Annotated in this window: 9 protein-coding genes; 8 read left to right on the top strand and 1 reads right to left on the bottom strand. The window is 64.8% G+C overall.

Annotated features, from left to right (window positions below):
• The first annotated feature begins 128 nt into the window (after positions 1 to 128).
• From H6718_24070 to H6718_24035, 8 genes are all read left to right on the top strand, one after another.
• A complete protein-coding gene (locus H6718_24070) occupies positions 129 to 299 on the top strand; it encodes a hypothetical protein (protein MCB9588507.1) in 171 nt (56 codons plus the stop codon).
• A 361-nt stretch (positions 300 to 660) separates the two neighbouring features.
• Positions 661 to 4,692, top strand: a complete 4,032-nt coding sequence (locus H6718_24065) for a hypothetical protein (GenBank protein MCB9588506.1) — start codon at positions 661 to 663, stop codon at positions 4,690 to 4,692.
• On the top strand, positions 4,689 to 7,733 hold the full coding sequence (locus H6718_24060; GenBank protein MCB9588505.1) for a hypothetical protein: 3,045 nt from the start codon (positions 4,689 to 4,691) through the stop codon (positions 7,731 to 7,733). The genes H6718_24065 and H6718_24060 overlap by 4 nt, the downstream gene beginning before the upstream one ends.
• Before the next feature lie 133 nt (positions 7,734 to 7,866).
• The gene (locus H6718_24055; protein MCB9588504.1) at positions 7,867 to 9,174 is read left to right on the top strand and encodes a thymidine phosphorylase; all 1,308 of its coding nucleotides are present in this window, start codon (positions 7,867 to 7,869) and stop codon (positions 9,172 to 9,174) included.
• On the top strand, positions 9,171 to 9,602 hold the full coding sequence (locus tag H6718_24050) for a hypothetical protein (GenBank protein ID MCB9588503.1): 432 nt from the start codon (positions 9,171 to 9,173) through the stop codon (positions 9,600 to 9,602). The genes H6718_24055 and H6718_24050 overlap by 4 nt, the downstream gene beginning before the upstream one ends.
• A 49-nt stretch (positions 9,603 to 9,651) precedes the next feature.
• Positions 9,652 to 10,497, top strand: a complete 846-nt coding sequence (locus H6718_24045) for an SDR family NAD(P)-dependent oxidoreductase (GenBank protein MCB9588502.1) — start codon at positions 9,652 to 9,654, stop codon at positions 10,495 to 10,497.
• A gap of 200 nt (positions 10,498 to 10,697) precedes the next feature.
• Positions 10,698 to 12,524, top strand: a complete 1,827-nt coding sequence (locus H6718_24040) for a TonB family protein (GenBank protein MCB9588501.1) — start codon at positions 10,698 to 10,700, stop codon at positions 12,522 to 12,524.
• 82 nt (positions 12,525 to 12,606) lie between these two features.
• Positions 12,607 to 13,746, top strand: coding sequence for a hypothetical protein (locus H6718_24035; protein MCB9588500.1), 1,140 nt, complete (start codon positions 12,607 to 12,609; stop codon positions 13,744 to 13,746).
• Between the two features lie 3 nt (positions 13,747 to 13,749).
• Here the strand turns inward: H6718_24035 and H6718_24030 are convergent, their stop codons facing one another.
• Positions 13,750 to 14,130, bottom strand: a complete 381-nt coding sequence (locus H6718_24030) for a cytochrome c (GenBank protein ID MCB9588499.1) — start codon at positions 14,128 to 14,130, stop codon at positions 13,750 to 13,752.
• Positions 14,131 to 14,133 lie beyond the last annotated feature (3 nt).

Below are 14,133 nucleotides of genomic sequence, written 5' to 3'. Positions count from 1 at the left end.
CCAGCTTCAGCCCGCACCGACGCCGAGCGATCCTAAAGCCCCGCCCTCTGACCTTCAGTGACATGCGCCCGCGGTGACATGGGCTTCAGCTCAAGTCGATGACCGCGCGCTTTGAAGAGAATCGACGTGTGAGGATGAGAGCGAGTGCGCTTCGCTCCCACACACTGCCGGACGGCAACGAAGACCTGCCGGACGGCAACGAAGACCAGCCGGACGGCAACGAAGACCAGCTCAGCAGCGACGAGCCCGGCTCGAGTCAACCGCTGCTCCCAATCGCCGCCGATCACGCGCTCGGTTGAAGCGGCTCGGTTGAAGCGGCTCGGTTAAAGCGGCTCGGTTAAAGCGGCTCGGTTGAAGCGGCTCGAGTCGACGCGCGCTGCCTGAACTCACCGAGGCGAGCGAGCAAGGCCTGAAGCTTCCAAAGTTCTGGCCGTCTTGCGGTCTCGAGGTGGACGCCAACGACCCTTAGCCAGAAGAGTCGCAAACGCCACGCGCGGAAAGTGAAAACTCGCCTGGAATCCGAGGGAAGATTTTGGGATCCTCGTAAGGCTTGGCAGAGGACGGCTCGCGGGGGGCGCTACGGCGCTGCTGCTCGGAGTTCGTCCACGGATACGCGATGGGAGACGAAACGTGGGACACAACACTTCACGCTTAGGGCCGATGGCCCTCGCAGCGTTAGCCAGCTTGGGTGTGTTGGCTGGCTGGACATCGCAAGCCCAGGCTCAGAGCTGCAGCTCGACGAACCCGTCTGACTGGCCCGCTGCCTCGCGGCCCTACTTCATGCTGGCGGTGGACACATCGGGCTCCATGACTGCCTGCACCACGCCGCCCACGAACTACGATCAGGAGTGCAATAGAAACGCTGCGGGCTACCAGCTGAACTCCTGCGGTCAGAACCCGAGCCGCATGAACGACGCGAAGTGCGCGCTACGTCAGACCGTCCAGGCGTTCTCAGGTCAGGTGAACTTCGGTCTAGCCACATTCGCAACCGCAATTGGGAACTGCGGACCAACGGCGGGCGCGTGCAACAGCGACTGCGACCCGTTCACCGGCGGCACCTGCGGCGCGGACGACTACCAGTGTGACACCTTTTGTTTCCAGGAGGAAATCGACACTGCAGGCACCTGCGCGGGTTGTGGGCCGCGCCCAGGGAACTCGACGACCCGAGCCGGCGCCTTCATTCGCGTGCCGATGCAGACGGACGACTTTTGGAACAGTCCCCCTCAGGCGAGCAACACCAATGGCGTGCTCGCGTGGTTCGACGACAACTGCAACAACGGCATGGAGACCTACGCGTCGGGCTCGACGCCGCTCAACGGCATGCTGCGCGACATGCGGCGCTACTTCGCGAGTAGCTGGACGGCGCCCGACGGCAGTGTGACGTACAACACCCCTCTAGCTTCTCAGGACCGCGCGGGGACCGGCGTGAACGGCGGCACCTCTTGCCGCGACGTCAACGTCATCCTGATCACTGACGGTGACGAGACGTGTGACTCCCAAGCCAACGCCGTGAGTGCTGCGCAAGCGCTCTACGCCACCGGCGTCAGCGTGGGGGGCAAGACCTTCAAGATCCGCACCCACGTGATCAACTTCGCCGGCGGGACGCAGGCAAACACGGACGCGATCGCCGCTGCTGGCGGTACCACCGCGTCGCTGTTCGCCACGGACGAGACGACGCTCTCCGTCGCTTTGGCGACCATCATCTCCTCGGCAATCCGCCCGGAAAACTGCAACAACGTCGACGATAACTGCAACGGTTGCATCGACGAAGGGTACGCGCACTACTGCAACACGCGCACGGACTGCTGCACGGGCAGCCGCGCCACCTGCCTCTCGCAGTACGCCACCTCCGTCGCCAACGGCACCCCCGACGTCACCAAGATCCCCTGCGTGACCTCAGCGCAGTCGGCTAACCCGACCCTCGGCCTCTGCCCCAACGCCGGGGAGCAGTGCAACGGTGCCGACGACAACTGCGATGGACAGACTGACGAGGGCTTCGGCGATCCCGTCTGCTGTCCGATGCCTGAGACCTGCAACGGCGTCGACGACAACTGCGACGGCATCGTCGACAACGCCTCCGGCTCTTCAGCCCCCTTCTCGCTGCCAGGTTGCTCTCAGTGTGTTCCCTCAGCCGAGATCTGCGATGGCTGTGACAACGACTGCGACGGGCAGGTCGATGAAGGCATCGCCGCTGTTCCCTGCGGATTCAGCCCGCCGGCTAACTGCGCCGGTGTCCGCTCGTGCCCCGCGGGTGGCACCGTCTCCACCCCCAACGGCTGTCTACCGGGACATCCTGCTCCAAGGCTCACCACCTGCTCCGCCGTCCCCGCGACGGAGATCTGCGACGGCCTCGACAACGACTGCGACAACCAGATCGACGAGGTCGCGCCCACCGCGTGTGACGTACCGGGTATGCCGGGCCTCAACTACGGCCCCAACTCCCAGTGCAAGCGCGGCACCAGGCCTTGCAACGGCACCTGCACCGGATACGTTGGCCCCAGCACGGAGATCTGTGACGGCATCGACAACGACTGCGATGGCAGCGTCGATGAGGGCACGCTCCCCGGCGAAGGCAACGAGTGCGGCACCAACGCTGGCCAGTGCCAGAAGGGCCTGACCGACTGCGTGGGTGGTGTCCTCGTCTGCTCCGGCGGCAGCCCGCCCGCGCCCGAGGTCTGCAACGGCGTCGACGACGACTGCAACGGCATCACCGACGACGCGCCCCTCATGGATGCGCCCACCAACTCCGCCTGTTGGAATACCAGCCCCACCGGCTGCACCCCGCCGCCCAGCTGTCAGCATCAAGGACTCGCCTGGTGTCCGCCTCCCGGCGCAACCTGCCAAGGCAACGGCACGCTCACCTCACCCTGTCAGACCGGCACACTCGTCTGTGACGGACTCAACGGATGGGCCTGCTCAGGGGGCACCGTGCCATCCAGCGAGGTCTGCGACGGCGCCGACAACGACTGCAACGGGCAGTCCGACGACGCCCTCGGCTCACCGGTCGGAGATAGCTGCGGCATCGACACCGGGGAGTGCTCCAAGGGCGTCAACGTCTGCGACAACGGCACCCTCAAGTGCCAAGGCGGGCAAGGACCAGTCGCAGAAACCTGCGACGGCAAGGACAACGACTGCGACAACCAGATCGACAACGGCATTCCGCTCGGAAACGCCTGCAACGCCACCTACGACACCACTCTCTACCCAGGTAACCGCGACCAGGGTGAGTGCCGACCTGGTGTGCTCGCGTGCGACACCCAAGGCTCCGGCAACCTCATCTGCAACGGAGGCATCGGCCCGACCCCCGAAGTCTGCGATGGCAAGGACAACGACTGCGATGGCCAGGTCGATGAAGCAGGACCCGCGCCGGACGGCATCGACGGCACGACCGATCCCAACGACCCAACCCGCAAGATCGGTGACGCCTGTGGTGTCTCCGAAGGCGAGTGCTCACCGGGCAAGCTCGCCTGCGTCCAGGGCTCGGTGGTCTGCTCCGGTGGCGTCGGGCCGCAGCCTGAAACCTGCGACTGTCTAGACAACGACTGCGACGGACAGATCGACGAGGACGCGAGCCCCAACGAGCAAGCTCTGTGTAACCCTGGCAAGACCTGTGTCGAAGCTAGCGCGGGCAACTGCCAGTGCGCCGAGCCCTGCGGCTCGGGCGAATTCAAGTGCCCCACCGGCTCCGACTGCAAGAATGTCGACCGCTCTGGCACTGACACGTCCGCCGGGGACTTCTGTGTCTCGGATCCCTGCGGAGATTGCACCACCAAGACCACCTTCAACACCAATGGCTCGCTCGCCTGCGGACCCGAAGGCACGCCGACCATCGGCGGGCGCACCGTCCCCGTCTGTGAGTGCAAGGGACAAGCGGGATGCCAAGGCCCCTGCTACGGCATCGCCTGTCCCGACGGACAGCAGTGTGTTCCCTACGGAAGATTCGCTGGCGAGTGTCGACCCGACACCAACTGCAACTTCTTCGGATGCACCGGTGGGCTCGCCTGTCACAACGGCGCCTGTGTCGATGACCCGTGCGATCCCAATCCCTGTCAGCCGGGCGAAGTCTGCAAGCCCAACGGCACCTTCACTGACGCCACCTGCACCGGCTCCTGCGCTGAAGTCTCCTGCCCCGCAGGCGAAGTCTGCAAGGGAGGCACCTGTGAGCCCACCGGCTGTGGCACCGACTGCCCCGCAGGTCAGGTCTGCAAGGGAGATGCGGACACAGGCTTTGCATGCGCCGACAGCTCCTGCGTCAATCCATTCTGCGACGACGGAAGCACCTGCGATCCCATCGATGGCTCGTGTGGTGACGACCCCTGTGCCGGTGTGCTCTGTCCCACCGGTCAGGAGTGTCGCGAGGGGGACTGCTACACCGAGACCGCCGGTACTGGCGGAACCGGTGCAACAGGTGGCGCCGGCAACGGCGGAACTGGTGGCAACGGCGGAACCGCGGGCAGCGCCGGAGCCACAGGTGGCAACGCGGGCAATGCTGGCAACGCTGGGAACTCCTCGGAAGCGCCCAAGGGCGTCTGGGGTCTGGCAACTGGCGGCGGCGGCTGTGCCTGCCGCGTGAATCAGCGTGGAAATTCCGCTGGACTGGCCTTCGCGGGACTCGGTCTGGCTCTTGTTTGGATGCGACGCCGCAAACGGCGTCCCTTTGGCGCGCAAAAGTCGGAAGGAGCCTCGAAATGAGACCCCACGTTTGGACCGCACTCCTGATTGCCGGAGCGACTGCGCTCACCGGGATGATGGGCTGCGCGACTGAGAGCTATTGCTTCGACCAGTGTGACGGTGACGGAAAGAACAACGGCGGCAGCGGTGGTACCAGCGCTGACGCTGGTAACCTCGATGGCTTTGGCATCGACTCCGGCACGGGTGGCTTCATCCAGGTCGATGGCGGTAACGATGCGGCGAAGCCGGATGGTTGCCTCGATCAGGAACTCTGCAACGGGCTCGACGACAACTGCAACGGTGAGATCGATGAGAACATCGATTACACGCGACCGCAAAACTGCGGCAACTGCGCCACCAACTGCACCCTAGGTGAGCACTTGGTCAATCCCGGCTGCAATCCACCGTCGGTCACCGACGGCTCGCAAGCGGGCACTTGCACCTACGAGAAGTGCGAGTCTGAGTTCTACGACCTCAACGGGGACCCAAAGGACGGTTGCGAGTACTACTGTCCGTGGAACCCCGACGGCACCGTCACCACGGACAGCGGCGGAACCACCGCTCAGGTCTGCGGTCGCGACGATGACTGCGATGGCACCGTCGACGAGGACGTAAACACCTGCAACGACGTGCTCAATTGCGGTCGCTGCGGGAAGAAGTGCGTGATTCCGAACGGCACCGCCAAGTGCGAGACCACCGCTGGCTCGGGAGGGACCTGCGACGAGACCAACACGAAGTGCCAAATCGATCAGTGCGATCCGGGCTTCTACGACGTCGACGGCTCCCCCGACAACGGCTGCGAGTATCAGTGCTCCGTGGCGACGCCGGGCCCCGAAGTCTGCGACGGCATCGACAACGACTGCGACGGCTTGATCGACAACGCCGACCCGAGCCTCGAGACTGACGACACCAACGTCGGCGCGGAGTGCTTCGGTGGCGCCTCTGGTGAGTGCTCGACCGCCTCGCACAAGGGCAAGAGCAAGTGCATCGGTGGCAGCATCACTTGCTGCGACACCAGCTCGGATCAGAAGACGGCGACCAACCCGAACTTCCCCGCGACGGGCGTTCGCAACGGCATCTGCAAGGGCGACTCCGCTCCCTTCGTCCTTCGCCCGGGTGATATCCAGGAGACCTGCAACGGCAAGGACGACGACTGCGACAACCAGATCGACGACTCACCGATCGACGTGGGCGGCACCTGTGGTTCTTCCGTCGGCTCGTGTCGCACGGGAACCATCCAGTGCATCAGCGGCGCGCCGTCCTGTCAGGGCGCGGTCGATCCCACCCCGGATATCTGCAACGGACGCGACGACAACTGCGACGGTGTCATCGACGGCGTCGTGGTCACTCCCGCCACCCCCTGCACCACCAACGCTCAATGCAGCGGCGGTGCAACTTGCGTGAACAACCTCTGCACGTCGGATGCGGTCGGAATGGGAGTCACGTGTGACGTTCCACCCGCTGCACCTCCCGGCGCTACCACGCCGTGCAGGTCGGGCATCTTGCGCTGCCAAGGCGGCAGCCCAGTGTGCAACGGCTCCGTCAAGGCAACCTCCACGACTGACACCTGTGGTGTGGACGCAAACTGCGACGGCACCCTGAGCAGCCAGCCGGACCTGCAGAACGACGTCCGCAACTGCGGTCAGTGTGGCCGCGACTGCTTCGCGCTGGCTGGCGGTAACGGCAACTGGACCTGCAACGCAGGTACCTGCGCCTTCGCGGGCTGCAAGAGCGGCTTCATCGAGTGCTCGGGCGCGGCGAACGACTGCGAGACGGCCTGCTCCGGTAGCTCCGGCGCAACGGAGCTCTGCAACGGCATCGATGACAACTGCGACTGCCAGGTCGACAACGTCGCCCCAGCGAACAAGCCCACGGCGGCTCAGGTCTGCGGCGTGAGCCCAGCTGCCACGGACCCGAACTGCACCACGAACGTCGCGGTGAATTGCCAGTCCGGCTCCTGGCGCTGTGCGTTCCCGTCCGGCTACTGCACGGGTGCCTTCCCGGACTACTGCAGCAGCCCGGACAACACATGCAACACCAGGGATGACAACTGCAACGGCACCATCGACGACGACTTCCAGCTCGCAGTCGTTGGCCCCACGGGCAACTACGTGGGCAAGGCCTGCTTCAGCGACGATGGCACCGCGACCAGCCACGGCATCTGCCGCACCTCGGGCACCTATCAGTGTGATCCAGGTAACGCCGCTCAGACCAAGTGCACCGCGGTGAAGAACACGACCCTCGCCAGCGCAGAGCTCTGCGACGGCAAGGACAACGACTGTGACGGTGACATCGACGAGACCTACAACGCGCCGGGTAGCGACCCTCGCCACGTAGCTCCCGCGGTGGCTTCGATCGGTGGCGGCAAGTACATGTACATGTACGAAGCGTCTCGACCGGGTGCTACGTCGACGAACCCTGGCACCGGCAATGGTTGGCACACCAACCCGCCGAGCACGGAGACCGCAGACGAGACCCTCGCCTGCTCCGTCCCTGGTGTGGTGCCGTGGTTCAACGTCACCCCGTCTGAGGCCGCACAGACCTGCGCCGCAGTCGGCGGCCGGCTATGCACCTTCCCCGAGTGGCGCACTGGTTGCCGTGGCCCGAGCGGTACCTGTACCCGCGGCTACGCCCCGGCAAGTGCTTGCACCTCGAACGGGTCGTATCCCCAGGGTAACCCTCACTGCAACATCGGCCCCTACGACTGGGACGGCAACGCTGGCAACGGTGTGACGGATGGCTTGCTACCAACCGCCTACACCGGTGGAGCCGCGTCACCCACGCTGCAGAACTGCCGAGCGGACTACAGCGGCTCCCTCGACTTCTTCGACATCATGGGCAACCTGCGCGAGATCACGTGGAACCGCACGACCAGCGCGAGCAACGCCTGCACGCCGGAGAACCCCTCCGACCCGAACTGCTTGTTCAGTCTGATGGGCGGTGCGTTCAACACGCAGTCGGAGGACGGCGCGAGCTGTAACTTCAGCTTCTACACCGTCGACTCGTCGTTCAAGCTGTTCGACGTGGGGTTCCGCTGCTGCTTCGACCAGAACCCGCAGTAGTAGTCCCGAGTCGAACCCTCAAGCAACGACTGGCCGGTGGATTCCACCGGCCAGTTGGCTTTTGTGCCCCCGCAGATCGCACCCGGAGCACGCGATCCGTGCCTTGCGGATTCAGCGGTGTAGGATGCGCGCCATGACGCCGGTCGAGCTGATCATCAAGAAGCGGGATGGCAAAGAGCATCCCCCGGAAGAAATCCAGTCGCTGATCAACGGCTACCTGAAGGGTGAAGTCGCGGACTACCAGATGAGCGCCTGGCTCATGGCAGCGTTCCTACGGGGCTTGAGCGACAAGGAAACAGTGACGCTCACTCAAGCGATGCTGCGCTCCGGCGACGTGCTCGAACTATCGAGCGTGAAGGCGACCAAGGTCGACAAGCACTCCACGGGCGGCGTTGGAGACAAGATCAGCATCTGCCTCGCGCCGTTGGTCGCGGCCTGCGGGGTCGCTGTCCCCATGATTTCCGGGCGGGGGTTAGGTCATACCGGTGGCACTCTGGACAAGCTCGAAGCGATTGCTGGGTATCGAGTCGATCTCGACACGAAGCGCTTCGAAAAGACGGTGCGCGAAGTCGGCACGTCGATGATCGGACAAACGGAGCACCTAGCCCCGGCTGATCGCCGCATCTACGCGCTGCGCGATGTGACGGGCACCGTCGAGTGCATTCCGTTGATCGTCGCCAGCATCCTTTCAAAGAAGCTCGCGGAAGGCATCGATGGACTGGTCCTCGACGTCAAGGTCGGCCGTGGCGCCTTCATGAAGGATCTTGATTCCGCGCGGCACTTAGCCAAGGCCCTAGTGCGGGTCGGCCGCGGAGCTGGCAAGCAAGTCGTAGCGCTGCTGACCGATATGTCCGCGCCGATTGGCAACACGATTGGCAACTCCCTGGAGACCCGCGAGGCGATCGAGATCCTCCACGGCGCCGGTCCGGCCGATACGCTAGAACTCACCCTGGCCCTAGGCGCCGAGATGCTGGTGCTTGGTGGTGCTTGCAAGCGCACTTCAGAGGCGCGAAAGCTACTCGATGGCGCGATCAAGAACGGCGCTGGTCGAAAGACCTTCGCTGCGATGATCAAGGCTCACGGAGGCGACGCTCGCGTCGTCGAAGAGCCGGACCGCCTGCCCGTAGCGAAGCACCGCATCGCCGTGACCGCCGAAAAGACGGGCTTCATCCATGCGTGTGACCCGCTCGAACTAGGCTTGAGTGCGCTTGAGCTTGGCGCGGGACGCAAACGCAAAGAGGACACCATCGACCCCGCTGTGGGCATCGAGCTCGTGAAGAACCGGGGGGATCAAATCAAAACGGGAGACACGCTTTGCTGGCTCCACGTTCAACGCCCGAAGGACGCCGCGGCCCTCACTGCGCGGGTGCGCGCAGCGTACACGGTGAAACGTGGCGCGCCTCTGCCTACCCCACTCGTGCTCGAGCGACTTAGCAAGTGAGCCAACGCCCCACGCACCGTCGAGCACGCTGGGGCGCAGCCATCTTCGCGGCGCTCTGCAACACAACGCTCGCCAGCAACACGGCGCGAGCTGCGGACGCCGATCCCTGGTGGGGTCGAGACAAGGCGCTTCACTTCAGCGTTTCCGCGGGGTTAGGTGCTGGAGGCTACGGCGCAGGCGCGCTGTTCTTTGACTCGTACGGAGCTCGTGCCCTGACCGGTGCCGCGCTCTCCTTGAGCCTTGGGATAGGCAAGGAAGTCTACGACGCGACCGGCGCAGGGGACCCATCTTGGAAGGATCTCACCTGGGACGTGATTGGGACCGGCGTGGGGGTTGGTGTCGCCTTGTTGTTGGACTTGGCGATCCGCGGCGCACCTCACCCCCAAACCCAGAGCCAAACGCTTCAGGGATTGCACTTCAGCTGGTGAGTCGCATCCGACGTGGCCCGGGCGTCCCGTAGCCACTATCCTGCGCGCCATGTCGTTGATGGAAGGCAAGGTCGCGGTGATCACGGGTGCAGGCGGTGGCATTGGAGCCGCCACTGCAGAGCTCCTGGCCAAGGAAGGCGCCAAGGTCGTCGTGAACGACCTGGGTGGCCCGCGCGATGGTTCTGGCAGCGACGCGAGCGCCGCAGATGAGGTCGTCGCACGCATTCGTGAGAGTGGAGGTGAAGCGGTCGCAGACGCTCACAGCGTCGCGACGCCGAGCGGTGCCCAGGGGATCTTGGACAGCGCCCTCCAGGCGTTCGGGCGGGTCGATGTCTGGATCAACAACGCCGGTATCCTGCGGGACAAGACGCTACTCAAGCTGGAGGAGAGCGACTGGGACGCCGTGATCGACGTGCACCTGAAGGGTAGCTTCTTGTGCACGCAAGTTGCCGCACGGCAACTGCGGGCCCAGGGTGGTGGCGGGAGCATCATCAACACCACCAGCGTCTCGGGTATGTTGGGCAACTTTGGACAGACGAACTACTCGGCGGCAAAGGCTGGCATCTACGGGTTGACGCGCACGGCGTCGATCGAACTCCAGCGCTTCGAGATCCGAGTGAACGCGGTTGCACCGATCGCCAAGACGCGCATGACGGAAGACCTGCCCATGTTCGCGAAGGTGGACAGCATGACGCCGGACCACGTGGCGCCCGTGCACTTGTTCCTCGGGAGCGACTTGAGCCGGGAGGTGACGGGTCAAGTGCTGACCGTTGCCGGTGGCAAGCTCGCCGTCTACAAAGTCGTGGAGAGCCCCGGGCGGTTCAAAGAGGGCTCCGACGGGATCTGGGAAGCCTCCGAAATCGCCGAGCATTTCGCGTCGATTACGAAGCTGTGACGCGTGCACTAGAGCCCACTGAGGCGCGCTTGCGAGACGCGCCGGGTTGAGGCCGTCCGCACGGCCCCGTGGGGCCAAGTCGCGTCCACCGCCGCTCGTTGCTGGGGGCGAGGGCGGGTGTTAGGTTTTCCTCCCGAGGGCATTAGAACTCTCATGGCTCGTGCGGTGTCTCCGCGGCTGCGGGCTGTGCTCGGTCCAACATGAAGCGCGAGGCCTATCCCACATCAGTCATCGCCATCCCTTTGGGGCTATGGGTGGCTGCGGCGATCGTGGCCCACATGGTCTGGGCTGGCTCGGCGGAGGTCGGGAACAAGGTCATTGAGCAGCAGCTCGATGTGGGGCTCTTCGCCGATCGCGTCGGGGGCTACTTCGGCTCGGGCAGCGGAGCAAATGAGCTTGAGGTCTCCCTGCTAGAGATCCCCAGGGAGGATCCCACACCAGCGAAGGACGACGACCAGACCCCGGAAGATGAAGCCGAGCCGAAAGAGAAGAGCCAGGAGAAGCCGAAGGACAACCCCGAGGTGCCCTTGCCCGACGATCCGGAGAAGCCCAAGCCGCCACCTCCGGAGCCTGAGAAGAAGGTCGTCGAGAAGAAGAAGCCGGAAGAGAAGAAGGCTCCTGAAGAGGAGAAGCAGAAGCCCCAGCAGCTTCCGGATCCGAAGAATCGGGTGGCTGTCCAGCAGCACCAAGAGCAGGACGAAGAGGACAACCCCGACGCCGAGTTCATCGCTGAAAAGGCGCGCAAGGTTGCGGAGCAAACCCAGGCTCGCATCACCTCGACGGATAAGAACGATCCGGAACCCAACCCGGGAGCGACGCACTCCAGCGCCGCAGACAACCCCGGTAACGCCGAAGAGTCCGTCGTAAAGCAGTCGGAGGATTCCCCTGGGGAAATGGCCCAGGCGCCCAACGACAAGGCCACCACACCGAAGCCCGGTGAAGAAGCCAGCGCCACTCCACGCGTCGCGGGCAGCGGACGCGACGATCTGGTGCACAAGCAGAAGGCCGACCCGGAGCAGAAGGAAGGACGCGACAAGGGCAAGGAAGACTCCGAGAGCAAGGCCAAGGCCGCCTCCGCCGGTCAAGAAGAGGAAAAAGGCTCCAAGGCCGTGGATGGCTCACCGGACCTCATGACGTCTCCCGACGGAAGCGATCCGGTCGCGCCAGGTCGCAAAGCCAAGAAGGCGAAAAAGGGACACAAGGCCCGCAAGAAGCGTCTTCCCCCTCCGCGCCGGAAGAACCGACTGCTCGGCTTCGGCGCCGGCGGGAAGACGAAAGACGGGATCAACTTGAACCTGCAGCAGGACTCAGCGCTGGACGTGATGGGCCGAGGTGAGCTCGCACGCCTTCGCAAGCTCGACGGCGAGCGGCGGCGCAGCAAACACCGCGGTACCTGGAAGGCGGTGGGCCTCGAACGCTGGAAGAGCGCCATCGAGAACTACGTTGCGAAGGTCAAGCCGGGTAACCAGACAGCGCTGAACACGGCTCGCGTGCCCTTCGCGCGCTACCTCAACGAGATCCACAATCGGCTGCACCCGGTGTTCGCTGATTCGTTCCTGGCGTCGTTGTCTCGACTCCCGAACGATCACCCGATGAACCGCCCCGATTTGCGCACGAACCTCGAGATCATCGTGAGTCGTACCGACGGGCGACTGGTGGACATGGGCGTCACGCGCTCGAGCGGCGTAACGGCGTTCGACGTCGCCGCACTGGAAGCCGTGAAGCGAGCGTCTCCATTCGGAGCGCCCCCAAGCGCGATCGTTTCCCCCGATGGCAACGTGTACCTGCACTGGGAGTTCTATCGAGACCCCTGGTACGCGTGCTCCACCTACTTCGCGCGCCCCTTCATCTTGAAGGCCGCTCCGGGGAGCAAGCCCCCAAGTGTGCAGCCGCCCAAGTTCGGCCCGCGCGAAGAGGGGCCTGGGCGCACTGGTTCCTTGTGGCTGCCTGAAGAGCTGCTCATGCCCGATGAGCCGTGGTTGCCCCTCGAGCTCGAGCCGCCCCAAGAGCACGCTTCTCGCGACTGAGCCGCTCTCCGCCAACCCGAGAAGTCCCAAGCATCGACCGACAAAACTGGTCAGCTGCGCCGGAGGCCACTAGCGTTTGCCTGTGCCTTCCCCCGGAGAGCCTGACCAGGTGGAGTCCAAGCCGGACGCCGCAGACGAAGCCGCGCCACCCTCGCTGCCCGCCTCCGACAACCGACCCGAGGGAGCACCGGAAGTCACCCGGTCAAGGGTCGATGCCCGGGACCTAACGGCGCCGCCTGCTCTACCCATGGCCGCGCTGGTCGGCTGGCTGCTGCTCCTCGCGAGCGTTTTTGGCCGCGCCCTGGCGCCGGCCCTCCCGGGGGCCCGCGCTGGATTCGAGCGCTGGATCACCTGGGGAGATCGCTTCGGTGCGGTCTTTAGCCAGGCGGCGCTCCTGGTGGGCACGGTCACGACGGTGGTCTTGCTCCTAACGAACCTCAAACAGAACGGCCTAGGCATCGTCTATCGCTTGCTAATGGCGGTGTTTGGGGCGGGCACGCTGACAGTCGTCATGACTGCACACCGACACCGTATCCGCGCGGATTCGGTCCTGGTGGTAGCATTGGTCACCAGCATCCTCGCGTTTTGGTCGAGCCTGCCTGCGCTGCGCACTCCACGCTCGCGAGGCGCCGCGTTGGTCCTGCTCGCGGCTGGGCTGAGCGCGTTGACACATACTGTCGCGCGCGCGCTCGCCATCTACGCATCGGACAACGCGTTGGTGTCACTCTTCGGCGTGGCTCGAGGAGTCGCAACCATCGGCATGCTGTTCGATGTTGGCGCGTTGGTTTTGAGCGTGTTGTGGCTGTGGGTCCCGAAGCCGCGAGTCGGCGCCACGGTGCTCGCGGTGGGTACACTGCTGTCCGTGCTGTTGGTTGGAGCGGCGGCATCCGGTTCTGCCCCGGACGCAAGCTTGTTCGCCGTGATCGCGGATCGCGCGCTCACCGAGCTGACCCAGCATCCCGCTCCCCTCGTCCCCCAAACGGTGCGAGCTGGCATCGAGGTGCTGGCCTTTGCCTTGGCTGCGGGCGCGCTGTTGCAAGGCGCCGAGCGCAAGCTCTCGGGCGTGGTGATCGCTCTAGCGATACTAGCCCGCGGTTCGACGGATATTCCGTTGTGTGCGATGAGTCTGCTCTTGGCCGCGTTGTTGGCCCCGCTCGCCGCAGTTCCGCATGGAGACAAGTCCAGCGAGCTCGCCCTCGAGCCCCGCGCCAATCGGGGTTAGCTGCTAGCGCTTGATGCTCTCGATATAGGCAACCAGCGCGTCGATGTCCTCTGGAGCCATCAGCGCGCCAAAGGCGGGCATGTCGCCGTTGCCAACCTCAATCGTGTGTTTGATGCCGTCGCGTCCCAGGCGGCTGTGGAGGGCTGGATCCGTCAGGTCCTTCGGCGGCGTGGCGAACCCCGTTCGCGTCGTGCCCCCGCGACCATCGGTGCCGTGGCAGCCAGCACAGGTGCGAATGAAGATCCCCTGCCCGCGCTCGACCGGCGTCTTCTCCTTGTGGCGGCAACCACTCCCCAGCGCCCCCAACAGCAACAGCGCAGCGGCGAAGCCGCAGCGAGCAACACATCGCGGAGCCCTGGATGCCAGAACTCGCAGCGTGCTCATCTC

Source organism: Polyangiaceae bacterium (assembly GCA_020633205.1).
Classification (GTDB): Bacteria; Myxococcota_A; Polyangia; order Polyangiales; family Polyangiaceae; genus JAHBVY01.
Note: the sequence above shows the minus strand (reverse complement) of the source record. Positions and strands in the feature narration are given on the sequence as shown.